This is a genomic window from Piscibacillus sp. B03 (genome assembly GCF_052246295.1).
In the GTDB taxonomy this organism is placed as follows: Bacteria; Bacillota; Bacilli; order Bacillales; family Alkalibacillaceae; genus Piscibacillus.
In genome coordinates, this window is the sequence record NZ_JBQQCO010000006.1 from 37,513 (window position 1) to 63,170 (window position 25,658).

The 25,658-nt window shown below is 35.2% G+C and carries 31 protein-coding genes, 1 tRNA gene and 2 pseudogenes; 14 read left to right on the plus strand and 20 right to left on the minus strand.

From position 1 onward, the window contains the following. The first annotated feature begins 8 nt into the window (after positions 1–8). The 8 genes from ACTWQB_RS05715 to ACTWQB_RS05750 all read left to right on the plus strand — a co-directional run bounded on the left by ACTWQB_RS05715 (position 9) and on the right by ACTWQB_RS05750 (position 6,065). On the plus strand, positions 9–923 hold the full coding sequence (locus tag ACTWQB_RS05715) for an ATP-binding cassette domain-containing protein (RefSeq protein ID WP_443138224.1): 915 nt from the start codon (positions 9–11) through the stop codon (positions 921–923). Between the two features lie 5 nt (positions 924–928). Continuing rightward, positions 929–1,606: a hypothetical protein gene (locus ACTWQB_RS05720; protein ID WP_443138225.1), complete on the plus strand. Its 678-nt coding sequence runs from the start codon at positions 929–931 to the stop codon at positions 1,604–1,606. 23 nt (positions 1,607–1,629) lie between these two features. After that, on the plus strand, positions 1,630–1,974 hold the full coding sequence (locus tag ACTWQB_RS05725) for a DUF6176 family protein (RefSeq protein WP_443138226.1): 345 nt from the start codon (positions 1,630–1,632) through the stop codon (positions 1,972–1,974). A gap of 72 nt (positions 1,975–2,046) precedes the next feature. Further along, a complete protein-coding gene (locus ACTWQB_RS05730) occupies positions 2,047–3,222 on the plus strand; it encodes a hypothetical protein (RefSeq protein WP_443138227.1) in 1,176 nt (391 codons plus the stop codon). A 17-nt stretch (positions 3,223–3,239) separates the two neighbouring features. Then, on the plus strand, positions 3,240–4,409 hold the full coding sequence (locus ACTWQB_RS05735; protein WP_443138228.1) for a hypothetical protein: 1,170 nt from the start codon (positions 3,240–3,242) through the stop codon (positions 4,407–4,409). Further along, entirely contained in the window at positions 4,406–5,065 is a 660-nt protein-coding gene (locus tag ACTWQB_RS05740) for a hypothetical protein (protein WP_443138229.1), read from the plus strand. The genes ACTWQB_RS05735 and ACTWQB_RS05740 overlap by 4 nt, the downstream gene beginning before the upstream one ends. 10 nt (positions 5,066–5,075) lie before the next feature. Further along, positions 5,076–5,501, plus strand: a complete 426-nt coding sequence (locus ACTWQB_RS05745; protein ID WP_443138230.1) for a hypothetical protein — start codon at positions 5,076–5,078, stop codon at positions 5,499–5,501. A gap of 21 nt (positions 5,502–5,522) precedes the next feature. Then, on the plus strand, positions 5,523–6,065 hold the full coding sequence (locus tag ACTWQB_RS05750; RefSeq protein WP_443138231.1) for a hypothetical protein: 543 nt from the start codon (positions 5,523–5,525) through the stop codon (positions 6,063–6,065). 41 nt (positions 6,066–6,106) lie between these two features. Here the strand turns inward: ACTWQB_RS05750 and ACTWQB_RS05755 are convergent, their stop codons facing one another. The 6 genes from ACTWQB_RS05755 to ACTWQB_RS05780 all read right to left on the minus strand — a co-directional run bounded on the left by ACTWQB_RS05755 (position 6,107) and on the right by ACTWQB_RS05780 (position 9,827). Next, complete coding sequence (locus tag ACTWQB_RS05755; protein WP_443138232.1) at positions 6,107–6,592, minus strand: hypothetical protein; 486 nt, start codon at positions 6,590–6,592, stop codon at positions 6,107–6,109. Between the two features lie 111 nt (positions 6,593–6,703). Beyond that, on the minus strand, positions 6,704–6,868 hold the full coding sequence (locus ACTWQB_RS05760; RefSeq protein WP_443138233.1) for a hypothetical protein: 165 nt from the start codon (positions 6,866–6,868) through the stop codon (positions 6,704–6,706). A 103-nt stretch (positions 6,869–6,971) separates the two neighbouring features. Beyond that, positions 6,972–7,583: a hypothetical protein gene (locus tag ACTWQB_RS05765; RefSeq protein WP_443138234.1), complete on the minus strand. Its 612-nt coding sequence runs from the start codon at positions 7,581–7,583 to the stop codon at positions 6,972–6,974. A gap of 10 nt (positions 7,584–7,593) precedes the next feature. Continuing rightward, on the minus strand, positions 7,594–8,769 hold the full coding sequence (locus ACTWQB_RS05770) for a substrate-binding domain-containing protein (RefSeq protein WP_443138235.1): 1,176 nt from the start codon (positions 8,767–8,769) through the stop codon (positions 7,594–7,596). 22 nt (positions 8,770–8,791) lie between these two features. Continuing rightward, positions 8,792–9,361 carry a hypothetical protein gene (locus tag ACTWQB_RS05775; RefSeq protein WP_443138236.1) on the minus strand — a complete coding sequence of 190 codons (570 nt, stop codon included), beginning with the start codon at positions 9,359–9,361 and terminating at the stop codon, positions 8,792–8,794. 13 nt (positions 9,362–9,374) lie between these two features. Next, positions 9,375–9,827, minus strand: coding sequence for a GNAT family N-acetyltransferase (locus tag ACTWQB_RS05780; RefSeq protein WP_443138237.1), 453 nt, complete (start codon positions 9,825–9,827; stop codon positions 9,375–9,377). Positions 9,828–9,981: 154 nt separating this feature from the next. On the opposite strand from ACTWQB_RS05780, the gene ACTWQB_RS05785 reads away from it, so the two are divergent. Beyond that, positions 9,982–10,332 carry a DUF2200 domain-containing protein gene (locus tag ACTWQB_RS05785; protein WP_443138238.1) on the plus strand — a complete coding sequence of 117 codons (351 nt, stop codon included), beginning with the start codon at positions 9,982–9,984 and terminating at the stop codon, positions 10,330–10,332. Positions 10,333–10,371: 39 nt separating this feature from the next. On the opposite strand, the gene ACTWQB_RS05790 is transcribed toward ACTWQB_RS05785, so the two are convergent. Then, a complete protein-coding gene (locus ACTWQB_RS05790) occupies positions 10,372–10,563 on the minus strand; it encodes a hypothetical protein (protein ID WP_443138239.1) in 192 nt (63 codons plus the stop codon). A 100-nt stretch (positions 10,564–10,663) separates the two neighbouring features. Here ACTWQB_RS05790 and ACTWQB_RS05795 point away from each other — a divergent pair. Beyond that, positions 10,664–10,736 (plus strand) — tRNA-Val (locus ACTWQB_RS05795). A gap of 511 nt (positions 10,737–11,247) precedes the next feature. Here the strand turns inward: ACTWQB_RS05795 and ACTWQB_RS05800 are convergent. Then, positions 11,248–11,676 carry a hypothetical protein gene (locus tag ACTWQB_RS05800; protein WP_443138240.1) on the minus strand — a complete coding sequence of 143 codons (429 nt, stop codon included), beginning with the start codon at positions 11,674–11,676 and terminating at the stop codon, positions 11,248–11,250. A gap of 441 nt (positions 11,677–12,117) precedes the next feature. On the opposite strand from ACTWQB_RS05800, the gene ACTWQB_RS05805 reads away from it, so the two are divergent. After that, positions 12,118–12,546 carry a DinB family protein gene (locus tag ACTWQB_RS05805; protein WP_443138241.1) on the plus strand — a complete coding sequence of 143 codons (429 nt, stop codon included), beginning with the start codon at positions 12,118–12,120 and terminating at the stop codon, positions 12,544–12,546. 46 nt (positions 12,547–12,592) lie between these two features. On the opposite strand, the gene ACTWQB_RS05810 is transcribed toward ACTWQB_RS05805, so the two are convergent. The 8 genes and pseudogenes from ACTWQB_RS05810 to ACTWQB_RS05845 form a co-directional block, all read right to left on the minus strand. Next, entirely contained in the window at positions 12,593–13,141 is a 549-nt protein-coding gene (locus ACTWQB_RS05810; protein WP_443138242.1) for a lysozyme inhibitor LprI family protein, read from the minus strand. Positions 13,142–13,162: 21 nt separating this feature from the next. Then, positions 13,163–13,564, minus strand: coding sequence for an NUDIX hydrolase (locus ACTWQB_RS05815; RefSeq protein WP_443138243.1), 402 nt, complete (start codon positions 13,562–13,564; stop codon positions 13,163–13,165). Positions 13,565–13,577: 13 nt separating this feature from the next. Continuing rightward, on the minus strand, positions 13,578–14,198 hold the full coding sequence (locus tag ACTWQB_RS05820) for an FMN-binding negative transcriptional regulator (RefSeq protein WP_443138244.1): 621 nt from the start codon (positions 14,196–14,198) through the stop codon (positions 13,578–13,580). Between the two features lie 23 nt (positions 14,199–14,221). After that, positions 14,222–14,824, minus strand: a complete 603-nt coding sequence (locus ACTWQB_RS05825; RefSeq protein WP_443138245.1) for a hypothetical protein — start codon at positions 14,822–14,824, stop codon at positions 14,222–14,224. 113 nt (positions 14,825–14,937) lie between these two features. Then, a complete protein-coding gene (locus ACTWQB_RS05830; protein WP_443138246.1) occupies positions 14,938–15,960 on the minus strand; it encodes an acyltransferase family protein in 1,023 nt (340 codons plus the stop codon). A 125-nt stretch (positions 15,961–16,085) separates the two neighbouring features. Beyond that, positions 16,086–16,617: pseudogene (locus ACTWQB_RS05835) on the minus strand (GNAT family N-acetyltransferase). Continuing rightward, positions 16,618–16,818, minus strand: coding sequence for a DUF6508 domain-containing protein (locus ACTWQB_RS05840; RefSeq protein WP_443138247.1), 201 nt, complete (start codon positions 16,816–16,818; stop codon positions 16,618–16,620). A 37-nt stretch (positions 16,819–16,855) separates the two neighbouring features. After that, a complete protein-coding gene (locus ACTWQB_RS05845) occupies positions 16,856–17,008 on the minus strand; it encodes a DUF6508 domain-containing protein (protein ID WP_443138248.1) in 153 nt (50 codons plus the stop codon). Between the two features lie 133 nt (positions 17,009–17,141). On the opposite strand from ACTWQB_RS05845, the gene ACTWQB_RS05850 reads away from it, so the two are divergent. Next, complete coding sequence (locus ACTWQB_RS05850; protein ID WP_443138249.1) at positions 17,142–17,447, plus strand: nucleotide pyrophosphohydrolase; 306 nt, start codon at positions 17,142–17,144, stop codon at positions 17,445–17,447. 203 nt (positions 17,448–17,650) lie between these two features. Here ACTWQB_RS05850 and rbsK read toward each other — a convergent pair. Next, a pseudogene (gene rbsK / locus ACTWQB_RS05855) lies at positions 17,651–18,520 on the minus strand (ribokinase). A gap of 141 nt (positions 18,521–18,661) precedes the next feature. On the opposite strand from rbsK, the gene ACTWQB_RS05860 reads away from it, so the two are divergent. Beyond that, a complete protein-coding gene (locus ACTWQB_RS05860; protein ID WP_443138250.1) occupies positions 18,662–19,882 on the plus strand; it encodes a hemolysin family protein in 1,221 nt (406 codons plus the stop codon). 82 nt (positions 19,883–19,964) lie between these two features. Next, positions 19,965–20,453 carry a small multi-drug export protein gene (locus ACTWQB_RS05865; protein ID WP_443138251.1) on the plus strand — a complete coding sequence of 163 codons (489 nt, stop codon included), beginning with the start codon at positions 19,965–19,967 and terminating at the stop codon, positions 20,451–20,453. 378 nt (positions 20,454–20,831) lie between these two features. On the opposite strand, the gene ACTWQB_RS05870 is transcribed toward ACTWQB_RS05865, so the two are convergent. Genes ACTWQB_RS05870 through ACTWQB_RS05880 form a run of 3 tightly spaced genes read right to left on the minus strand, consistent with a single transcriptional unit; the run spans position 20,832 to position 25,351 of the window. Beyond that, positions 20,832–22,250: a SpoVR family protein gene (locus tag ACTWQB_RS05870; RefSeq protein ID WP_443138252.1), complete on the minus strand. Its 1,419-nt coding sequence runs from the start codon at positions 22,248–22,250 to the stop codon at positions 20,832–20,834. A gap of 12 nt (positions 22,251–22,262) precedes the next feature. After that, positions 22,263–23,423, minus strand: coding sequence for a sporulation protein YhbH (gene yhbH, locus ACTWQB_RS05875; RefSeq protein ID WP_443138253.1), 1,161 nt, complete (start codon positions 23,421–23,423; stop codon positions 22,263–22,265). A 29-nt stretch (positions 23,424–23,452) separates the two neighbouring features. Then, on the minus strand, positions 23,453–25,351 hold the full coding sequence (locus tag ACTWQB_RS05880) for a PrkA family serine protein kinase (protein ID WP_443138254.1): 1,899 nt from the start codon (positions 25,349–25,351) through the stop codon (positions 23,453–23,455). Positions 25,352–25,658 lie beyond the last annotated feature (307 nt).

Consider the following 25,658-nt stretch of genomic DNA (forward strand, 5'->3'; position numbering starts at 1 on the left):
GCTTACAAATGATTGAAATCAAAGATTTATCTATTGCTTATGGTGATAACATCGTATTAGATCAAGTGTCCCTAACGGCAGAATTAGGTGAAATTATTGGACTTGCAGCACCGAATGGAACTGGGAAAACCACTCTATTTAATGTCATGGCTAACTATACAAAACCGGATTCAGGACAAGTTAAATTTAACGGAAAGTACACATACAAAACTGAAAAAGATCAAATTAAAATCCATAAACAGTTAGCGACATTCCCAAATCAAAGCGACCTGTTTGAAGAACTTTCTGGCTTGGACCATATGAAATTATACAAAAACATGTGGCAAGGAAAAAAAGATATTCAAACGATTATAAATGGACTCAATATGGATCATTACGTTAGAAACAAAGTTAAAACTTATTCATTAGGGATGCGACAAAGACTTTGTTTTGCCATGATGGTCGCAGCTGATTCACCGATTATGCTGATGGATGAAGTCATGAATGGACTCGATGTATCAAATGTGGCGTTAATTTCAAATAAGCTGATTGAGATGAAACACGAAGATAAACTAATTTTTATCGCTTCGCATTTACTAGAGAACTTGGACTTATATGCAGACAGAGTATTGTTTTTAAAAGGTGGCAAATTCATTCATGAGCATAAACCAAACCGTCATGAGAATGCTTACCTCAAGATCAATGTTAATGAAGACGATTACAAGGTGATTAAAGAAAAATATAATCTAGGGAATGACCATGAATATATCTCACAATTATTATGCATACCATTTAGCCACCTTTCATTTAATGACCAAATCAATATGATCGAAACGTTATTAGAATACGATGAAGAGCTTGCGATTGGTCCACTAGGCACACTCGAATACTATGAAAAATACTATCAAGAACTAAATCAACTAAAGGCGACAAGTAGGAGTTAATGATAATGAAGAACGTATTGTTATTAGCTGGTTTATTTGGATGCTTGGCTATTTTCACTGGCTGTCAAACATCCGAAAAAACAGAAGCAGCCTCAGCGTATATAGACAACCATGAAATTGTTGATAAAAATGAAAAAGCAGAAGTATTATCCGCAAGTGATGAAATCTTTTTTACAAGCGACCGGAACAACGATAATGCAGAAATCATTTCAGCATACATAGACCGACAAGAATACCTTCAATTGCCTGAAGGAAGATATTCTATATATGGTGAAGGCGGGGGCAATGTGGAGGTTTACGATTCAAACGATAACCTCTTAATAAAAGATTACGTTGGTCATGGGTTTGCCCCTACTTTAACGGTTGATCTTAAAGAAGATTTCACCGTAATGGCTGATGGGTTTGTACAAGTATTTATAGAGCCTGTGGAAACTCAAATGCAAACCGAACTAACTTCCGGTGTTTGGGAGATTGGTTTAGATGTACCTGCAGGAGAGTACGAATTAACAACTAATCGAGGCCTAGGTTATTTAACGATTTTTGACCCTGAACAAGATCATCAAGTCTATGAACTAATCGGTAATGAGTTCTCCCCTACTAAATCTCAAATCACTTTAACAGAGGGGCAGAAAGTTCGAGTGACAGGTGTTAATAGAGCAATCTTATCTAAAATCAAAGATTAGTTAAACAACAAGGAGATGACACTATGAACATAGAATTAACTAGATTCCGCGTGAAACAAGGGAAATCCAATCAAGTTGATCAATGGATGACCTTTCTTAACGAGCATATGGAAGAGGTTCTTTTAACGTTAGATAATGAAAAAATGTATGTAGAGAACATATTTCGTGAAACAATAAACGGTTTTGAGTATCTATATTGGTATTCCATCGAAGCAGAAGGTGGTCAGAATGTTGAGGACTCAAACCATTGGGTGGATCAAAAACATCTTGAGTTTTGGGATGAATGTATAGACCAAAACTACTCACCAGTTGACCTATCTTTAGAAGTTACCATGATTCCTACACGAATTAGAGAAAACCTAAGATAAAACCCTATGCCTATAGGATTTATAAAAATAGAGAACTATATCAAGTCAATCCTAATATCAAGGAGTACTAACATGTATCGAAGACTATTTGAACATGAATTTAAATTAATGTTTTTTAGCAAGAAAAATATAATATTCATTGTTTTATTGGCAAGTATTTTATTTTTATATGTAACCATTATCCTACCTGAAAAAGCACATATTGAAACTTTCAACACCGATGAAGTGAAAGAACAAGTGGGTGTTAAAGAAGTCTTGCAAGATCAACGAAGAGAAGAAGGACATACTGGATATGGTGTTATGACTGGCTTTATCTACGGTTCTGAAGAATATTACGTCAGAATCTATAACAAAATGCTAAATGCATATCAGAATGAAGATTTTAGACGTTTTATCCACCTTAGAGTCAACTACTTACTTACAAACAATGAGGATTACGTGAATTCAGAACAAGCCCAATCAGCCCCTATCCCTAATAAAGATGCTGATCATTTGTTTAAAAAGACATTAACAAGGTTTGAACATTATTTAGAATTAGACCACCCTATTACATATTCAATGATTGAAGAAAAAACAGCCTTACAACAATTACATCAATTTATCCTTAGTACACTCATATATATTGTCATATTCTCAGCCATCTACTTTAGTAGTAACATATTAACGAAAGACAGAACACATCAGTCTTTACTTCGAGGGATTCCGATGAACTGGTACCACACCATGAGTATAAAAAGTTTCGTTTCATTGGTTTATACACTACTAACTATAATGATTTTAGGCATATTTGCCATAACATTAATAGGATTAATATTTGGATTCGGTCATCTAAAATTAGGTTTAGTGACTGCTAATTACGACATGATGTACACCAATGAATTATTACTTAAAATAGGACCTCTATTAATATTACTTATTTTCATGTTTATTAGATTAAATGTGATGCTAAGCCTTATATTTAAACATGCAGCAGTTGTATTATCGATTAGTACAGCATTTCTTATCTCAGAGTTTTTCTATTACTCTAGACGAACCCGAGAATTGTTTAATATAGATTTAAGCTATTTACCACAAACCTACTTTGACATTGGGAAGATCGTAACCAATGAGAAAAACTTTTTATTAAACACAGAAACAATTACGTATACACAAGGGATTATTGTTCTAGTTTGTACATTTATTTTAATAGAAATATCACTGTTCATGACAACAATACTCGTAACAAAAAGGCGTTTCTTTAACGCTTAGGATTGGGGATGACTATTTTGTTTTGGAATTACTTAAAACTAGAATCAAAAATCGCATTTACCAGCAAGAAGAACTTGATGCTTGCTCTGATTATCATATTATTTTTCCCAATCGTATTTGTTCAACAATTACAAGATGATTCAGTAAGCTTAAAGGACCTTAAAGATCACGAATTGACAATGGCTACAAACGCTGTTTATTATTTAGAGAACATTCCTAATCCAACACCTGAAGAACAACAAGTTCTTGACAATAGTCTACAACAGCTAAGCTCCTTAGGTTATCAGAAGTATTATATTTCTAATGCTCTTTCATTAGATGAAATGGAATTTATTGACGAAGGAATTAAATTAAATGAACAACGCTTAAAAAACCATGAATTAGATAATGCCGGTATTCCTCCTGAATATATCATACCTAAAGAAGACATTTTGATTGAACAACAAAAGTTACAGTATCTACAGGAACATCAACTACCTTTAGAACCCGAACCCACAACAATGAGTAGTTTTTCTGCAACAGCTATGAGTAATTTTAGCGTGCTTTTTGTACTATTATTAATCATTATAGGCAGTGATTTACTTACGTTTGAAAAACGACACGATTCAATTCTTAAGGCACTCCCAATTTCATTTTCAAAGAAAATATTTATCAAAATATGTGTCTATTCCTTTATAAGTTTCATTGCAATTAGTATGGGATTATTTGCTGGTAATGCTATAGCCTATTTTCATAGTGGTGTTGGAAACTTCCAAAACCCTATAGTTATTTTCAGTGATGGCCAATTCGAAGTGATTCAGACCACACAATTTATGGTGCAAGTAGGAATAAGTATAATCTTAATTACTCTAATGATTTTAACCATATCAATTCTATTAAACTTACTATTTAATAATGCTTTTGCGAATATAGGCATTGGAATTATTGTTTTCATCTTCCCGCTACTCTTTGCTTCATATTTGCAGAATTGGAATTGGTTACACTTTTTAATATTCGTTGATTACTCAGGGACTTTACTAGGCGAGCATGCTAATAACTTAACTAACTCAAACCTTACTTATACAGCTTCATATGCTTGGATTGCCAGCTTGACAGTCATCAGTTTTATATTGATTTATATAAAACAAAACTCTTACTATCTTAAGGAAATTTTATTAAAAACATTTAACAGGAGTTATGGACAATGAAAGCGACAATAATTATATTAACTATAATTGGATTAACACTCAGTAGTTGTAATCAATTATCCGATGAAGCCAAAGCCTATCAAGATAATTTTGAAATCGTTGGTGATGAAAAAGAACAAGTTTCAGAGATTAGTAAGACTGTGTTTGATAACGTTGACAGGCAAAATCAACAAGCAGAACCATCTGGCTCGAACATCTCTGATGGTCATGATGAACTGAAGGTACCAGAAGGTCGTTATGAAATATCCGGTCATGAAGCAGGAAATGTTTATGTCTATGACCAGAACGATCATTTAGTTCTACACGAAATAATAGGTCTTGATGTTAATTTTATTAACGTTAGCTTAACTGAAGATCATGTTATTAGAGTTGATGGTTTCAGTTATGTGGAAATACAACCCGTTGAAACTAATATAGACAATCCTAACTTAACAGCTGGTATATGGAAAGTGGGTGTCGATATTGAACCTGGGACTTATCAAGCAACTGCTTACGAAGGAATGGGATATCTCATCGTTTACGATTCCCAAGAAAAATCAAAAGTTTATGAAGTTATTGGTGGAGAAAATGCTGAAGCCTTCCCTACTGTTGAGTTAAAAGAAGGACAAACCATTAAGATAACTGAAATACCACTCATAACATTTAAGCAACATTGAGGAGGTTTAAATGTCTTCATTTAAAAATAGTCTATTAATTTTATTAGTTATTCTGGTTGTTCTTACAATAATTTTCCTTATATATTTATATAGTCCAAAGTCAATTTTTAGTGAATCAGATAATAGTTACTCTAATATCAATGTCATCGAGCAACACGTTAATGGGTTAAAACAAATAAATGCCATTGCAACAGACGAAGCACTTGAAATGACTAATAACTACTTAGAACATGTCATACAAGTAGTTGAAGAAGAATGGATCAACCAAGATCATTCTGATTACGATTACATTTTTAATGAAGTCAATAAAACAAGGAATATATTTCAAGGACTAGTTGTGACCGTTCATTACGGCAGTGATGAAGGTATTTATTTTGAAGAAGGTATTAACCGATTAAAGTTATTAGAAGAATACATAGAAGACATTAGACAGTAAAGATGAACTTGAGGTGACAGAATGTACAGATTTTGCATAATACTTTTATTAACTTTAATATTTATAACTGGCTGCACAGAATCATCAAAATATGATTTCGACGATCCAGCTGCCGTTGTTCTCGGAGAAGAAATCACCGTTGGAGACATTCGCTTTTTTGGTGAAATTGAAGATAAAGATCTACCTCAAGCAGTAGAGTATTTCGTAGAAGAAAGATTAATGATTCACGAAGCAAAAGATATGGGACTCGATGTATCTAATGAAAATGAAGATTATATTGAAGGCTACCCTCCTGAAGATGTTAATACAGAAAGTGCTAATAAGATTAGAGAGTTCTCTGAAGCACAAGCGAAGAAATTTGATATGGAACCCGAGGAATATTATGAAGAGTTTGTAAGTAAAAGTGCAGAAAGAAGTGCTTATCGAAATGCATTTTTAAGAGAACATTTAGATGAACCGCCTGAAAATCTTGAAGAGCATGAAGCAATGAATGAGGATTATCAAGAAATTGTGAATGAATTGATGGAAAAGTATGAAGATAAAATAGAAATTTATATTGACTGAAAAAGGGACTTAGATTTGATACTGAGTCCCTTTGTGTGAATTCACTGAACTTGGTTTGCTAATTTTATTGGTTCATCTTTTTCCAACTTAAATTCACCTAATGGACTAGTGTTTTTGTCTATAAAATAAATAAAGCGAGCTATAAATCCATCTTCACGTTTCCACCACAATTTTTGAGATGTCGAACTTTCTTCATAATAAGCCACTTTTCCATTATCAAGATTAACTTCAATTTTACCTTCAGTATCAACATCCTCTGTTTCGTCTAATACTTTGCTCAATATATAATTGATTTGCTGTGTTGATTTACTATTATAGTATGTAAAAATAAATTGGTGTAGATAGTCCACTCGCTGTATATCGATCTCAGATGATATCTCGTTGACTTCAAATGGAAAACTTATGGGTTCTTTAAAATTATAATGAATAGAGTCAACTTCCCCTTTAGTATTTTGATTGTTACAAGCACCCAACAAAAGAAAACATAAACTCATTAAAACAAAAGTTATCTTTACTCTATTTTTCAAACAATCCCCCCGTAATATAACAGCTATTCTTTTACTCAAGCCACCCAGTCATTTCTCAATTAACCTTGTTCTACTTATGTCCCTATCTAATGTATTCAAAACTTAAGTTTATTAGATGGTTTCCTGATCAATTGATAATTCGTCAACTTTCTTTTCTAATCCTTCTATTCTAGAATGTTGTTCTTTGAAAACTGAAATTAACACGGCTAAAAAGAATGCAGGGAACATAATTAAAGCCCACATATACTCTAAAATAAGACCTAAAAATAAAAACATGAAAACCGAACTTAAAAATATGCAAAACAAAAATATACCAATAAAATTTTTCATCTTGAGTTCCTCTCTATAAGACAATCTCCTTGTTCAAATGATATCCCAATCAATAAGGTTTAAATAAATCTTTATCGAGCCAGATATTCGCCACTAAATTGGAAACCGTCACTTCGACTTTATGGATTTCTTGGCCATCCAATTCTTCAGTCAACGGGTTTAGATAAAACCCGAATTCATCTCCATCTTTATGAATGAGATTAGTATGCAAAGATGATTGTAACGCATATGCCTCATCTTGATATTTAATATGAGCTTTTGCCCTAAGTTCCCTACCAAAGCTACCTGGTTCAATATCATATTCAATACCTGAAACTAGAATTGCTCTATCTAGTTCATAGTTTCCTTTAGCTCTAAAGATCACTTCGTAGCCCGCTTCTTCATGTTCTAGTACGCTAGACACATAGACATGTCGTCCCTCTTCCCCTTTAAACAAAAGTTTTCCTTTATTACTTTCTAAATCAGTTAAGTCAATCTCAACTGTATACTCTTCTTCATGAGGCACGGTTGTATGATACGTATTTTCAGGATCATGTGCCAAGTGCTTAATCCCGTTTAACCACAAGCTGAAATATCCAAATGCCCATAATAAAAATAAACTTCCAAGTGTCAGAACAATAATACTTGCTGTTACCGTTTTGAAACTCAAATGTTTTTTCATCATATTCCCCCTAATTCACCGGCACATAGCCTACCTTCTCGATGATTGCCTGACCTTGTTCAGACAAAATCCACTCGATAAGAGGTTCAACGTCCTGATGCTCTGTTCCAGCTGTAATCGCGTAAAACTCAGATGCAAATGGATAAGAATCATCCCGGATTGATTCTGTAGTTGGTGCGACTCCATTCACTTTTATGAACTTAATCTCACCATTATCGACCATCTCACTAGCGAAAAATCTAAATGAAAAACCAATCGCATTCTTGTGGTTTCGATAGTTAGATGTCTCTTCTATAATGCCTCCCATACCTGAGACAACATCATCTGTTGGGGGATCCATGATTGGAACATCGTCCATAATCTTCTGTAACGTTGTTTGACTTCCGCTATTTTCTGGACGTTGAAAAGCCCTAATCTCTTCATCGTCGCCACCGACTTCTTGCCAGTTCCTAATGTCACCAGAATAAATCCCTTGAATTTCCTCAACGGTTAATGATTCAACAGGATTATCTGCATGAACAAAAAACACAAACGCTTCTCTACCTATTGGCGTTAAATCTAGTGACAAATCTTTATTCTTAAACATAACCTCTTGATTGGTAGACGGCCCAGCTGCAAAAATAAGATCAGCTTTACCATCACGTAAATTCTTATAAGCTCCAGTCGTCTGATTAGCCATGACTTCGCTATTATGTAAATCGTAGTCACCTTCAGGGTACACCATTCTAGCAAAACTCGAATAAATCGGATAAAGTGCTGTTGCTCCATCCATGACAGGTAAGTCGCTTTCTAAAGTGAGCGTGGAATCCTCCTTTAATTCAACAGCCTTCGTACCACTTGCAAACGGCTTATACTCGCTCAAATCAACATCCTGACTACTCACAACCTCTAGTGAATTTAGATAATACACATACCCTTGCTGTCCTGCAAACCCTAGTAAACAGACACCAAAGTAAATTCCCATTGAAATAACGAGTTTTTTCTTACTTATTAGATTAAAAACACCTATTATCCAAAAGATGATAATCCCAAGTGCTAAAAGTACAACAAGAGAGATTAATAACGTTCTACCAACTGAAACTGTGAATGATATATAAATCACAGACATCAACCCAGCAAAAACGACTCCAAGAACCAGTATAATCGTGCCTAATATTTTAATAGCATTAGAAATATAGTTATCCATATGTATCTCCCTGTTCAATTGATCATTTACTGTTGTAATGATTGATAATATCCGCCGCAAATGCTTTTGCCTCTTCTTCTATGTCATCTTCTTCAGCTTGATATTCAATCATATAACCGACATCTTCGAAATTAATACTGATAATGACGGGTTGTGTTTCTTCTCGTTCAATAAACTGATAGTCAACCTCATGCCCTTCAATTTCTATGACCTCAGCATTGGTCATCTCGCCCACTCCACCTGGAGAAATGGAAAGTCCAATTGCCGTCTGATCCATGTACAGATTACCATGAATAATTTCTAAATCTGGATGCTGTTCCTTCCAACTTTCCAAGAACTCTTGATCAACCTTTTCTTCTTGAGAAACGCCATACTCTACCCTAGCTTTTAATGGATCGCCTTTAACTTGTTCTCCATCTTCTAAGACTGTTCTGTATTCAATAATAGCCAGATTAATAGGATATTCCGTTTCTGGCAGATAAGGTTTTACTCCGATTTGTTCATTAATTTTGTCACTTAATGGTTCAGAACCTCCAGACGTCCCACAACCAATTAATAAAACTAGTAATAATGAAAAAACTATTTTCTTCAAAAAGATCCCCCCGCTATAAATCTTGAGCCAGCCGAATCATATCACGACATTGAATCCCATTTTCATAGATTTCTTCATCATAATTCTTTATGAAAAAGTCATGGTCAATAGTCATGATTCGGAACCCACACTTTTGGTATAATGCAAGCTGGTGTATACTAGAGTTACCTGTTCCAATCTCAATCGTTTGGTATCCACCACGCTTGGCTTGCTGAATTGCATCAAGAACAAGCTTTTTACCTATTCCCTTCCCATGATATTCTTCTGCCACAGCAATATTAATTAGTTCAACTGTCTCATGTTTAGTTGGCAATAATACATATACACCGACAATTCTCTCTTCAATTTCAGCAACATAGCATTCACCTTTCTCAAGATAGTCATTGATCAGACTTATAGACGGGTCAGCTAATAAAAGTAAATCCATAGGTGGCACTTCATGTTTAGTTAATTTTCTGATGTTCATGTTAGATCTCCTGATTTTTTATTAACAGATTATTCATAAAACTAAATGTTACAACCATTTTACCATAACTTGTTAAACTTGGAAGGTTGATTTTAGAGCAATCTTTAGCCTTATGTTAATATTGAAACAAGAGCTAATTTAGGGAGATGAAAAGATGGCAAACCATAAAATTTACACAATGAGTTTCGCAAGTGTATACCCTCATTATGTTAGGAAGGCTGAGAGAAAAGGCCGAACTAAAGAAGAAGTTGATGAGATTATCAGATGGTTGACAGGGTATTCACAAGAAGAATTAGAAACTGTACTTGAGGAGCAAAAAGATTTTGAGACTTTCTTTGCAGAAGCTCCTAAAATGAATCCGTCGCGTACCATGATTAAAGGTGTTATTTGTGGTGTTCGAGTGGAAGACATTGAGGAGCCATTAATGCAGGAAATTCGTTATTTGGATAAGTTGATCGATGAATTAGCAAAAGGAAAAGCGATGGAGAAGATTTTAAGACAATAAAAAGAGCATCAATGTATGTTTTGATGCTCATACCAATGTTTATTCTTCTTTTAATCGTTTCCATAAATCAAAAACACGTCTTGCGTATACAAACGCTAGATAACCCGTACCAATCACAAATACCGCTCCAAAAGCGATAAATAAATGAGTTAAGTACTGTGGAGCCGATACCGCGACAGCCGCGATTAACAGCCCGCCAATTAATAAATACGTTAGAATTCTTGCGATCATATTGAGAATCCTCCGTCTCAAAAAAGTATTGACAAGTTAAGTATAAACGATTATATTTATATTTGTCGATTGATTTTCATTGAATAATTTTCAATAATACGACTCCGTAGCTCAGCTGGGAGAGCGCCACCTTGACAGGGTGGAGGTCGGTGGTTCGAGCCCACTCGGAGTCATAGGGTGCCAAACCTAACTAGACCCCCCTCGCCCACTGGGCCCGGGAGGTCTTTTCAATGTTTATAAGTCTTAAGTCAAATTTACATAAATACTACTGATGTTCACATTATGTTACCAAAAACTTTCTTAAGTTTTACAAATACACATAATAACAATTATAGGAATATGTTTAATCCTAACTATACCTCCACTGAAATTTCTATAAAATACGGACTCAAATTGATGATTTTACTATAAATTAAGAATACTAGATAATTAATAACTCTGTATCCCAAACTTCAATAATTTCTTCGGTAGAATATCATCCAAATTCTGTATATCTGAATCATTTGGTTCTATTAAATTAAACTCGTATTTTTTGTAAATGTCTAACTTAGTCTCCTTACGTTTTATGTATTTCGGATCGTTCTCATAGCCCCAGTATTCAATGTAAACTTTTCCTACAGGTAAATAGAAATCAGAATAGACTTCTTCTTCAATTGTCAGTCTTCTTTCATAAGCATGAGCAATCTATGACATATACAGCCAATTATCAATAAGCATTTCAGCTGCTTTAGATCTTACAAAATGGCCATCAGCAGCTCTATGTTTTGCAATAAACTTCTCTCTAAAACCGGTTTCCTCATTGGACTCTATTTTGGGTTCTGAGCTACCTTCTTTTATCTCTTTAATTGTTTCCACAAGACGTTTATTTTCTAGAATAGTTTCAGGCCATTTAACATAAGGTACACCTGTTTTATTATGTTCAAGCTGCTTACCTCCAAGGCTATTACCTAGCTTCGTTGTAACCCAGCCTTTTCTGTCTTTCTCAATCCAACCTAGTTCTGAAAGTATAGGATTGATTCTAAATCTCGATACCTCAAATTCTTCAGCCAATTTAGTTGTAGATAAATACTTATCATTAATGTTGTTCTCTTTAAGTTCTGAATCATCCATCACAAAAGTAGGCCATGCAATCCATTGTCGGTCACCTCTTGATTTTACTTGACCACCCTTTTCTTTACCTTTGTCAGTGAGAACCCACTGATTATCAACTCTATCAATCCAGTTACTTCTTAGTATCGTTCAAACATTTCTTTAGTACTTATATTCATTTCTTTGGAAAGGTTAGTAGACGATAGATAATTCACTTTAGTTGCGTTGTTCATATAAATACCTCCAAATTCGCAAATATACCTAAGTAATAAAATTCGACATAAATTGTTAAATTCCTCCAAAAAAAAAGATACGAATCATTTATATTACTTATATAACAATATAGAGAGCATTTGTGACGTCGAATGAATACTTTTTAGAAGGAGAGTGCCGAAAGTTTATAGAAGTTATAACTCAAAACATTTTTGGAGGTAAATATGGACTCAACCAATTTATTTTAATCAAATGTCATTTTGGCGATCGTTAATTGTTGGATTATTAAATGAAATTCCAAACGATGATTGTTATAAGACACCTCAAGGATTCAATAACAATATCCTATGGAATGCAGGGCATGTTTTAGTCACTTACGATGAGGCTTTTCATAACTTTAATGGTACTAATAAACAACTAGATGATAAATTTTATTCCTATTTTTCTACTGGGACAAGTCCCAATGACTGGAACCATGATGATTTGCCTACCATAACTGAAGTTACTAATCTGTTGGATCAGCAGGTTATGGATTTCCAGAAAAACTGGCAGAATCAATTAAATGAACCGTTAGTTAAACCACTTGAATTTGAAAAAACGGTAGAAGAATTACTATTTTTCTTGATTAGTCACGAGTGCTATCATTTAGGTGTAATGACGAGCATGAAAAAAGTTATATAACACGACTTAATTAAAAATAGACCGACAGTTGAAACTCTGTCTATTTTTATGTCAAATAATCTTCAACTAGTTCATAACATCTTTCTTTAGTCAGATTTGCTAACACAGCTACATATTCTAAATGTTCCTGAGTACCACCCTTATATTTTGAAGATGCTTCAAGCGCTGTATCATCTCTATACGAAATCCAAAATCTTTGTTCTTTTCGTACCAATTCCATCTCGTCTTTTGGAAGTTGATCTTCTATGGCTCCGTAAATTTCATTTAATAGATCATCCCAAATCTTGTATCGCTTATTTTCAACATCTTTCAGTGCGTATGTAGAAGAATCTTTTGGTTCGAGTTGATTTACTTCATCTTTAGCACTTTGCAGTTTTTCTAAGTATTGATCTTTTTTGTCAGTTGTTTGTTCTTCTATGTTAGTATTACTTTCATTCTTAGTTTCGCTAGGTTCATATGAGTTCTCCTCAGCTTCATTCTCTTCTGAGTTGACTGATTTAGGATCTGGTTTAGCACTAGTCGATGAGCTTTGACAGGCTGTTAGTATTAGTATTGTTAAAAATAGTACTATAATCATTTTTATGTATGTATTCATTTATGTACTCCGCTTTGGTTTTTACTTCCACTTGACCAACTCAAGTTGATATCGGTCAAAAGTTGACTGTATGACCTTTGTTATTTCAGACGAGAATGTTACTTCTTGATCATCCTTAATAAACTGAATATCTTTAATTTTATCCAGTTCATTTATCGTTGGTGTTCCTTCAATTTGTTTTGCAAGATAGAAATAACCACGCCACTGAATGCCACCAAAAACGAAGTCCCCTTTGTACACTTCCTTTAAATCACTTACGACTAGCCCAACCTCTTCTTGTACCTCTCTTTTAGCACATTCCATTGGCGTTTCTCCTGGCTCTTGTTTGCCACCTGGTAAATTCCAAAGGTGTTCTCTGTCTCGAATCACCAGAAAATTGTTGTTATTATCCTTTATAAAGACGCGAGAGAATGATTTTCGCATATAGCCCCTCCCACTAATCTCGTTTACTTGCATGCTTTTTCATCACTTCTGCCAACCGTTTAGAATTCATATCGTCTTCTTGTTCTAATTGATTTACGATATTCTCATAATCTACATTACTACGGTTTTGACTTAACTTATAAGAAGCATCAACTTCATCTACTTTCACCTTAAAACCGACGATGCCTTTAATTTGCTTTTTGGTTTGCGAACTGAGGTTATCCCATACTTTCGAATTCTCTCGATTGCGCTCATACTTATCTAGTAATTTAATTAAGTCTTCTCTTAATTCATCCTCCGTCATCAATCTGACTTTCCCATACAGATGAACAGCTTGATAATTCCACGTTGAGACGTCTTCATTTTCATACCACAATGATGAAACATAGGCATGCGGACCTTGAAAGATAACTAACACTTGATCTTGGTCTTCAAACGACTTCCACTGTGGGTTTGCATAAGCCAAGTGACCTGTAATATAGTAATCTGTTCCTTGTTTATGTAATTCCAATGGGACATGGGTCGCGATTGGCCTCCCTTGGTCTGTCGACACAATAATGCCAAATGAGTTTTCTTGTATAAACTCCTGGATTTCTTTAAAATCTTCCACTCTATAATGTTTAGGGGTATACATCTGTTTCACCTCATTTAATATTTTTAATAGGTTACCGTAAGATATATAACTAGAATACTAAAGAAACTTAACGTTTCTGAATTTACTAGTATCATATTCGGCTTAAATTTTTCTAGAAACGTTACCCGTTTGACCAAGCTAGTGTCGATCATCATCAGTAAATAATAGATGGACAACAGACTAAACGTACTCATGATCATTGCCATTGCTATTTGATTTATTGACCAGAAAGAGAGAGCTAAAAAGATAGCCCAGACCATTCTCAAGACATTCGCTAACACTTCAAAAGGGTTTGAGAGTGTCGCCATCATATAGTTGCCAGTAGAATCCGGTATTTTCTGCTCGGTTTGCTTTGTTAAAAAGACAATATGGCCCGTTTGAAATGTCATGGTCATCAGCATCATAATCAAGCTAACGGTTCCGAATATCGTACCGACTAGTAATAACTCTAAATCTATTAATTTGTACAAGACTATGGGAATTGGTAACCACAAAGTATACATAAGAGCCATCAACATATGTATAAAGCCATACTCATTATGTTTAGCTAGTTTTTGATATGTAAACATAATCATCAAATAAATGATGACACCAATCCAGCCTAGGATGATTGTAGAACCTAACATAGTTTCCCCCACCTTTACTTAAGACTCATTTTACCATATGTTGGTTTTACTTCCACTAAATAAAAAAGCTCAATCAAGCCAGAAAATATGACTTAATTGAGCTTATGGAATACTTACTTAAACTCTTCTTTACGATAAGGAAACTTGTTTTCTCGATTGTACAACTCTTCTTTTATTAAATAAGCTTTTCCTTCAATTAATGGTTGTGTTATCGTGATGACCCATTTATTTGATAGGAACCATACCATGGCAGCTGCAATAATCGCAAGCGGAATAATATCTAGGTTTTGGTTCAATTGTAATAGGTTTTCTTTTCGGATCAACTGTATAAATACTCCATGTAACAGATAAACGTAAAGGGTGTATTGACCTAAATTGGTAAAACTGAACCGTTTTCTAGGGATTAATACCAATAATGAAAATACCATTAGAATCGATAAACTATATAGAGTTAATCGTCCTAAAAATCCTGTTGTTACTAAACCAAGTGCACTGTAAGAATACGACCCAAACATTAACTCATCTGGAATGATAGGTTCTAAATAACTTATAACTAGTAAGGCTGCTAGAATACTAATAGCTGGTAGTTTATATCTTAACCCCTTGAACTCGTAAATGTTATTTTTACTCATCCAGTATCCCATTAGGAAGAAAGGGAAGAAAACAAAGGTCCTAGATATACTGAATTCATGTCCGAATAACGGCACAAAACCTATTAGTAACCCTATTAAGAATGCTATCGTAATTCCTGCAATGGCTGGCATCTTTTTAAAGACACCAAGTAACACATGCCAGCTAAATAAGCTTAGTAGAAACCATAGCGACCAATGTGGATCGTATAGACTTTGATATGAACCACTTGACGTGATGACAAATACTAGATTATATAAGAATTGAAATATTAAATATGGTAGTAATAGTTTTTTAGTTAGCTTCTTAAGATAATTTGGACTACTAGCACCACTTGCAAAGAATCCACTAATCAGTACAAATGCTGGTATATGAAACATATAGATCCATTGATATAAACCATCGGCTAACTCAAAGCTGCCTTTCATCGGTTGAATTAGGTGACCAAACACCACAAAGAAAATGAAAAGGAGCTTCGCATTATCGAAAATTGCTTCTCGTTGCATACTAACCTACCCCTAAGATACACACTTTTACTACTAAACTACCCCATATATTTATATGTTGAAACGGTTTTCATAGCATTGTTATAGGATTGTTATGAGTGTGTAAAGCGAGGTGCAAGATTTAGTTAGTTTGTTACATAATCGTTAAATAAGATACCCATATGTACGATATCTTCCCACTTCCCATTTCGAGACAAGCTTTCACGGCTAATGCCTTCTTCTGTGAAACCTAATTTCTTATAAAGATTGATCGCTTTGTGATTAAATGCGAACACTTTTAACGAAACTCTATGTAAGTTAAGTTCAAGAAAGGCGTAATTAAGTAATATCGTTAATGCTTCTCCCCCGTATCCTTGGCCCCAATACTCTTTTTCTCCAAGATCAATAATACACTCAGCGTTTCTGTTTTTATAATCTATATTGATCAGTGATGTAATTCCAATAGGTTTATGGTCTTCTCTATGTATAATGATATAACTTTTAGAAGAGCTCGAACTCATGAGAACATTTTCGACGAAGGTTCTCGTATCTTCAAGAGAATATAAATCTAATGAGGGTGGTGTACATGACTTCCATATCGTTTCGCCAAGTGTGATACAAATCAGCGTCTTCCTTTTCTACTTTTCGAAGTCTTAATCGCTCAGACGTGAACATCATTTACCTCCTAGTTAGCTCTTTTAGCCTTTCAAGCACTTTAAGAAAATGCCCTTCTTTAGCCGCCTCTCCCCATGTCCCTTCACCGAACCGTTCTTGACGGATTAGAAACGTCAAGATGGCTCTTGTTAATTCAAAGTCCGCTGAATCAAGTAATCCATTGATATTGCCAACGTCAAAATCGCTTTCCTCTAAAACACTCATATAGTCTTTGTGCATCAGATCTGTTTTTTCGACTTCTCTAATTAAAGTCCCTTAATTCTTGTTCGTACTCGGGAAAAGGCATGATGTATACACCATCTTGGCCCGAATCCTGTTTTTCCCACTTCATAAAGTTTTGATCGGGTTTCTTAAAATAATTGATGTATTTAAATAGATTTTCATAATTAGTCATGTTGAGCAACTCCTCCCTTTTCAGAATGTAAAAATTTTCTTTGAACTCATTATAAACTTGACTATCCTATTAGAAAACCCTGCCATTTTTATATAAAATAGAGACCATATATACATTTTAGGAGGGGAATTCTGTGAGTGATATTAAAGAATTAGTTGAGTTAATTAATCGGTTTCGGGATGAACGCGATTGGAGACAATTCCATAACGCAAAGGATTTAGCGATCTCAATATCCATAGAAGCCGCTGAATTATTGGAGGATTTTCAATGGACGAGTGCTGAACAAGCCCTAGAAGATCACAAGGAACATGTGGAAGAGGAAATTGCAGATGTTTTAATATATACCCTGATGTTGTGCTCTGACCTCGAGTTGGATGTTAAGGAGATTGTTAAAAATAAAATGAAAAAGAATGAGTTAAAGTACCCTGTTTCCAGTTAAAACTGGGTTTTGGGTGAAAATATCTACTCCATTTTCGGATTTATCAACCCCCATTTTGAAATATATCTACCGCGAAATTTGTCGACGAAGTAAAAAACATCAATTTATCCACCCCTAAAATCAATTTATCTAACCTTTACAGAAAAAAAGACTTAGAAATCTCCCTCTTTGGAAATCTCTAAGTCTTTTATTTTCAATGAAATCTAGATTTCTAGTATCAATCGATTCACTTGTTCTTTAGTTGGCATGCCAGCTTGTGCACCCATTTTTTGAACAGACAGTGCTGCTGCAGCATTCGCGAATTGTACCGCTTCAGGCAGTTTTTTCCTTCTCCAAGGCTGACCGCGAGCGCACCATTAAACGTATCGCTGGCTCCAGTTGTATCAACGACCTTAACATTATAAGCAGGTACATTTTTCTTTTTCCATCTAACATAAATTCAGCTCCATCTTTCCCTTTCGTCACAATTAATGACTCGATTTGTTTTCCATTAAATAATTGGGCATGCTCCGTTTCATTAGGCGTGATATAAGAAACTTTTTCCCACCATCCTGAAGGTAAATCCATCGCTGGTGCTGGGTTCACAATGATCGGAACATCGTGTTGATGGCATAGATCTAGGCAATACAAAATCGCCTCTTTTGGGATTTCAAACTGAAGCAGGACACATAATCATTGTTTATAATGGCTTCTTTAGTTTGATCTAAATAATCCGTTGAAACATGTTCATTCGCTCCGCCGATGATAATAATCCGGTTATCTTGTTCACTTAAAATGATATTGGCAAGCCCCGATGATGTGTCTTGAATGTGCCTAACGTTAACGGGGTTGATGCCTTCTTGTTTTAAGTTACTTAAGAGCTGATCCCCAAACTCATCATCTCCTAAACAACCAATCATTGTTACATCTGCTCCAAGTCTTGAAGCTGCAACCGCTTGGTTAGCACCTTTTCCACCTGGAACCGTTTGAAACTGAGACCCTCTTACCGTTTCACCTTGAACTGGAAATTGGTCAGTCATAGTGACAAGGTCCATGTTTATACTGCCAACAACCGTGATTTTTGGTCGTTTCAACGTAAACATGAAACTCCTCGAAGATATCGTTTTATTTTCACATAAATAACATTACTTACTTTTTATTGATATAATATAGTTAATTTTCATGCTTATTAGGGAATGGAGATACTGTTACGAATGACATAAGGAGGAACTGTTTTGATCTTTGCCATTATCGCACTCATATTTGTTTCATTTTTCTTCTCCGGGAGTGAAACCGCATTAACAGCAACAAACCAAGTTAGGCTACGGTCCAAAGCTAAAAATGGTGATAAAAAGTCAGAGAAACTTTTAAACCTTGTCTCTAAACCAAATGAATTCATAACTTCAATTTTAATCGGCAACAACATTTCCAATATCATATTGCCAACTTTAGTTACAACAATGGCAATTGAGTACGGATTTGATGTGGCCATAGCGACAGGGATTTTGACCATTACCATCATAATTGTGGCTGAAGTCATTCCCAAGTCAGTTGCAGCCGCCTTTCCTGATCGTATTTCTTATTTGGTTTATCCAATTATTAGAGCTGTCGTATTTATATTAAAACCCGTTACATTAGTTTTAAATTGGATGACGAACTCGATTACAAAGTGGCTTTCTAAAGGGCAACAACAGGAATCTTCTTTTTCAAAAGAAGAATTTAAAGCGATGGTGGACATTGCGGATTCAGAAGGAACCTTTCATAATGAAGAGTCCTCTCGAATTAAGGGTGTTTTAGATTTTCAAAATTTAAATGTGAAAGATGTCCTTCAAACACCAAGAGTAGAAATCGTATCGCTAAAAGCAGAAGCTACATTCGAGGAAGCTAGAGATATTGTTATTAACAATACTTACACGAGATATCCAATTATTAATGAAGATATTGACCATATCATTGGTGTTTTCCACTCTAAATACTTAATTCAATGGTCCACTCAGCCTGACCAACCATTAAAAGCATTTAGCGACATGGACCCTCTAGTCATTTATGAATTTCAATCGATAGAACATGTCTTTCGTGAGATGACCAAACATAAGAAACATATTGCGATTGTGCTCGATGAATATGGAGGTACAGAAGGCATTGTGACCCATGAAGACATCATTGAAGCCATGATTGGTCTTGAAATTGAAGATGAAATAGATGCAGAGAATGATTCAATGGTTGAGAAATTAACCGAAACTGAGATCATTTGTGATGGAAAAATTCCATTAAGGCGTTTAAATAGTATTTTTAATACTGAAATTCCTGAAGAAGAAGATGTTTTATCTGGATACTTACTTAGCATATTGAACGATTTTCCAAATGAGAATGAAGTGATCGAACAAGAGAATTTAACTTATAAAATACTTGAGGTGAATGATCGTACGATTAAAAAAGTGCAAATTGTTAAATAGTTTTTAATCGGAAGAAGCCAATTAATGTTTATATTGTTATAAACTAAAAATTTGATTGTATATATTCTGGAGAGAGATAAAAATGAATTTTTCAAAACTGCTATTTGTTTATAGTATGGTATTTATACTAGCTGCGGTTCCTTTCTTAGAAGGACCTATCATTGCACCAGTAGCTGTTTTAGCTGGTCTATCGTTTTGGCCCGTATTCATTCTTGCAGTTATAGGGAATGTGATAACTGTTTATTTATTAATTATTTTTATAGATAGAGTTAAAGAGTGGCGTGCAAAAAAGAAAGAAAAGCAAAGTAAACGTGAATCGAGGGCTAAAAATTTATGGGATAAATATGGTTTACCAGGTTTGGCATTAATCGGCCCATTTTTTGTTGGGAGTCATGTTACAGCATTCTCAAGTTTGGTTCTTGGAGGGAACAAAAAGAAAGTAGCGTTCTGGATGTCAATTAGTATTACGGGTTGGAGTTTGATATTCTGTGTTTTAGTCTATTTCGGATTCTCTGATATTCATGAAAATAATCCCTTTGTTGACAGATTAATAGATATTTTTGAAACATAAAAGTTGAATGCTTGGACACTTCTTATCTACAATCAGGCTTTCCTTATGCGTTCATTCTGTTCGTCCTATCGAAAGTCTGAACCTCTTTATTAACATTCAAGCTTGCCCTATCGACAGTCCCGCCTCTCTATCGACAGTTAAGCTCTCTCTATCTACAATTCAGCCGCCCAATCGACATTTAGACTTTCCAAATCGACATTTGAGCTTCGCCTATCGACATTCAGGCTTTCCAAATCGACAATTCAGCCCGCCTTATCGACATTCAATCCATCCCAATCAACATTTGAGCCAATCCAATCGTCATTCTGCCTCATTTTTAGGCAAAAAAAGAACCCAGCCTCCATTTCAAATGAAGATTAGGTTCCATCCTTCATCCGATTAAGTCAGTATTTTTCGATGTACTCTTTTGCCACTATAACTAAATAACACGTCATCACCTTCAACAACTGTTTGTAAGTGCACTGGTCTTCCCCATAAATGGTAAACATATGGTAACGTTCTCTCTATATATTTAATATCTAATTCCATTCCTTCATAATAATGCTTTAATAAGAGTTCACCAGACCTTAAATAATCTCCATCCTCAACCATGATAAACGGGAAGCCTCCGTTGACGCGTGATTGAATCAATTGGTCTCTTACGCTTTCCCATTGCTTATCGACAATTTTATAATCATCGCCTTGTTTCTGAAATAGATACAAATCTAACTCTTCAACCAAATTCTTTGTAAGGTAATTTCTCAAAAACGAGATGTCCCCTTCAATTTCACGTACTTCGAACATTTTCTCTCGCCCTTGACCTGGAACTCTTCCAAAACGCTCCATCTCTTCTTCTGTTGGATTATTCCAACGCTTCTCGATATCTTCAAACATTTTATACCCTAGATAATATGGGTTAATGCTGGTGGTTGAAGGTTGCACAACAGAAGCGTTTAATTTTGCAAATTCAATAGATTCTTCCTCTGTTAAATCCATTTCCCTTAAAATTCGAACGTGCCAGTAACTAGCCCAACCTTCGTTCATAATTTTCGTTTCCAGCTGTGGCCAGAAATACAACATTTCATCACGCATAATCGTTAAGACATCTCGCTGCCATTCTTCTAGATCTTGACTATACTCTTGGATAAAAAATAAAATGTCTTTTTCCGGTTGAGGTGGAAATCGTTTTCGCTTTTTTCCCCTTTTTTGTTCAGGGGATAAACTTTCAGGGTCATCCAAGTCCCACAAGTCATCGTAAGGTCCTTTATTCTTAGTTAGCTCAGATTCATCATTATTACTATCATTCATCTTTGCTCTTAATAGTGATGGGTCGATATGTTCTTGGATGGCAAGTGCAGCGTCTAAAAGGTCTTCAACTTCTTGCTTTCCGTACTTAATCTCATAAGAACGAATCCTCTCGGCACTTGCGGACATGCTTTCAACCATATCGCGTGACGTGTTTGAGAAACGAACATTGTTTTTAAAAAAATCACAATGTGCTAATACGTGAGCAACGATTAATTTATTTTGTATTAAGCTATTACTGTCTAACAAAAAGGCATAACAAGGATTTGAATTGATGACTAATTCATAAATTTTACTTAACCCTAAGTCGTACTCAAGCTTCATACGATGAAATGCCTTCCCGAAACTCCAGTGAGAGAATCGGGTAGGCATTCCGTAAGCTCCAAATGTATAAATAATATCTGATGGACAAATCTCATATCTCATAGGGTAAAAGTCGAGACCAAATCCTTCAGCAATCTCTGTAATTTCATCAATCGCTCTTTCAAGCTCTTTGTGATCGACTCCGGTCATCTTCTTCTCCCCCTAGCTCACGGCTTCATTTTCTTTTGTAAAGAACGTTTTTAAGGCATCGTAAACTTCATTTTTCTCTCTAATTGTTGCGTACCGAAATCTTTGGTCGTCAATGGTTCTATAAACGGACATTAAGGTGGATGCACTGTTTCTATATTGATTAACCTCACAATACCCAAACATATTCGATACATCCATTAGCTCTTTTACCAGTTTTAAGCTTTTCTTATTATCAGAAGAAGTGTTATCGCCATCGGAAAAATGAAACGGATAAATATTATATCGATCTGGTGAGTATCGATCATCGATAATTTCCAATGCTTTAAGATACGCGGATGAACAAATCGTCCCTCCACTTTCACCTTTCGTGAAAAATTCTTCTTCCGTTACTTCTTTTGCCCTTGTATGGTGCGCGACAAACACAATTTCAACGTTCTCATATTTAGTTCGCAAAAACCTCACCATCCAAAAGAAGAAGCTTCTTGCGATATATTTTTCAAAGTATCCCATAGAGGCTGACGTATCTAACATAGCTATGACAACAGCATTAGAGTTAGGCTGCACCACTTCTTCCCAAGTTTTAAAACGTAAGTCATCTATTGAAATATTATAATTTTTGCCTCTGTTTTCTAATGCATTACGTTTAATCGCCTCAAGTAAGGTCCGCTTCTTATCGACATTTCCCATTAGACCTTTTTTCCGTATATCATTGAAACGTATATCTTTTACGATTATTTGATCCCGTTCTTTTTGTTTTAAATGAGGTAATTCTAATTCCGAGAACAACATTTTCTCAAGCTGTTCGAACTCAACTTCCGCTTCATAATAATCCTCACCAGGTTGATCACCTGCACCCGGGCCCTTCCCTTGCCCTTTTTGTGGTCTGCCATCGCGGGCAACTACATCTCCTACTTCACTGTCACCATCCCCTTGCCCGGCATGTTGTTTCTTTTCATTATTAAACTTAAATTTATACTCATCCAATGAACGTATTGGTATTTTTATAACTTCACGCCCATTTGAAAGTATGACACTTTCTTCTGTAACTAAATCAGGCAAGTTATCTTTAATGGCTTCTTTCACTTTTTCTTGATGTCTTGTTTGATCTTCATACCCTTTGCGATGGAGGGACCAGTCTTCGTGAGATAAAGAGAAACTTGGCTTATGCTTCATTGAAATCCCTCCTATTCAAGTCTATTGATCTAACGATTTAACAAACTACCAACATATCGTAGTAAATCATTGGCAGATGCTGCTGTATAACCGTGCTCTTCAACTAATCGATTGATCACTTCATTAATCTTCTTCAACTGATTTTCGTCTGGAGTTTTAGTTGACGTCGTGATTTTAACGACATCTTTTAAATCAGCAAATAATTTCTTCTGGATCGCTTCACGCAAACGTTCGTGTGAATTATAGTCAAACCGCTTACCTTTTCTTGCATAAGCTGAAATTCTAATTAAAATTTCTTCACGGAATGCCTTTTTCGCATTTTCTGATACACCTATTTGTTCTTCAATTGATCGCATTAACTTCTCATCAGGCTCAATTTCATCACCCGTAAGTGGGTCTTTTAACTTTTGCTTATTACAATAAGCTTCAACATTATCAAGATAGTTATCTAGCAATGCTTTAGCAGACTCATCATAAGAGTACACAAATGCCTTTTGGACTTCTTTCTTCGCCAATTCATCGTACTCCTTACGAGCAACTGAAATGAAATTAAGATACTTCTCTTTGATTTCATTTGTAATAGATGGATGGGAATCCAATCCATCTTTAATCGACCTTAAAACATCTAAAGCATTAATATAATTACGGTCCGTATTGATAAGTGCACTTGATATTCGGTTAATCACATAACGAGGGTCAATTCCTGACATTCCTTCATCAGAAAATTCATTATGAAGTTCCTCAACATCTGCCAGTTTAAACCCTTCGACTGTTTTACCGTCATATAGTTTAAGCTTCTTGAGTAGATCAACACCTTGTTTCTTGGATTCTTTTAAACGCGTGAGTATAGAGAAGATTGCTGCGCTTCTTAACGCATGTGGGGCTATGTGCAAGTGGCCGATATCACTTTGTTTGATTAGTTTTTGATAAATTTTTTCTTCTTTTGAAACAGATAAGTTATAAGGTACTGGCATGACAATCATTCTTGATTGCAGTGCTTCATTCTTTTTATTACTAATAAATGAACGATATTCAGACTCATTCGTGTGAGCAACAATTAGTTCATCAGCAGAGATGAGCGCAAAGCGGCCTGCCTTGAAGTTCCCTTCTTGTGTCAGTGATAGTAAATTCCACAAGAATTTCTCATCACACTTCAACATTTCTTGAAACTCCATCAAACCTCGGTTTGCTTTATTTAATTCACCATCAAAACGATATGCTCTCGGGTCTGATTCAGATCCATATTCAGCAATCGTTGCAAAGTCAATGCTACCAGTTAAATCAGCAATATCTTGTGATTTTGGATCAGAAGGACTGAAGGTTCCAATACCAACTCGTTTATCTTCAGATAAGAAGACGCGTTCCACAACGACATCCTCTACCTTTCCATCATACTCCCGCTCCAACATCAGCTGACAAGACGGACATAAATTTCCTTCAATTTTAACACCATATTCTTCCTCAAAATCAGCTCTAAGCTCATCCGGAATCAGATGTAACGGTTCTTCATGCATGGGACACCCTTTAATTCCATAGACAGCACCTTCTTCTGTGCGCGAATAACGCTCTAGTCCCTTTTTCAACATCGTCACAATGGTCGACTTACCACCACTAACTGGACCCATCAGTAATAGGATTCTTTTTCTGACATCTAGACGCTTAGCTGCTGAATGGAAATAATCTTCAACTAGCCTTTCAATTGCTCGATCTAATCCGTATAGTTCATGACTAAAAAATTTATACTCTGAAGTCCCGTCCTCACCTTCTTCTACACCAGCACTTTTAATCATGTTATAAACTCGTGAATGAGCCGTTCCAGCAACATGTGGCTTCTCTTCAACAATCTTCAAATAATCTGCAAAAGTACCTTCCCAACGTAAGCTTTCCTCATGAGCACGTTGCTCAGAAATTCTTTTTAAAATATCCATGGTGGCCTCCTCTCAGTTTCTTTAGGAATTTGGAATATTTAAAGGTCGGTTTAAAATTAAATATATTCCGAGCCATTCTATTTGTGAAGTCTACTATGATTAGTACAGTTTATGCGCTTGTAAAAATTTAAGACACCAAATAGGTTGTACAATATTAGAAAACTTGAACTTTTTATGTGGCATTTTAAGGAATACTTGGGAATGAAAGGGCGACAGAAGGAATCATTAAATGCAGAAATGCTTATTAGCATAATCAAAAGAAGCCGAACATTAAGTATAGATTATACCTAACGTTCGGCTTTATAAA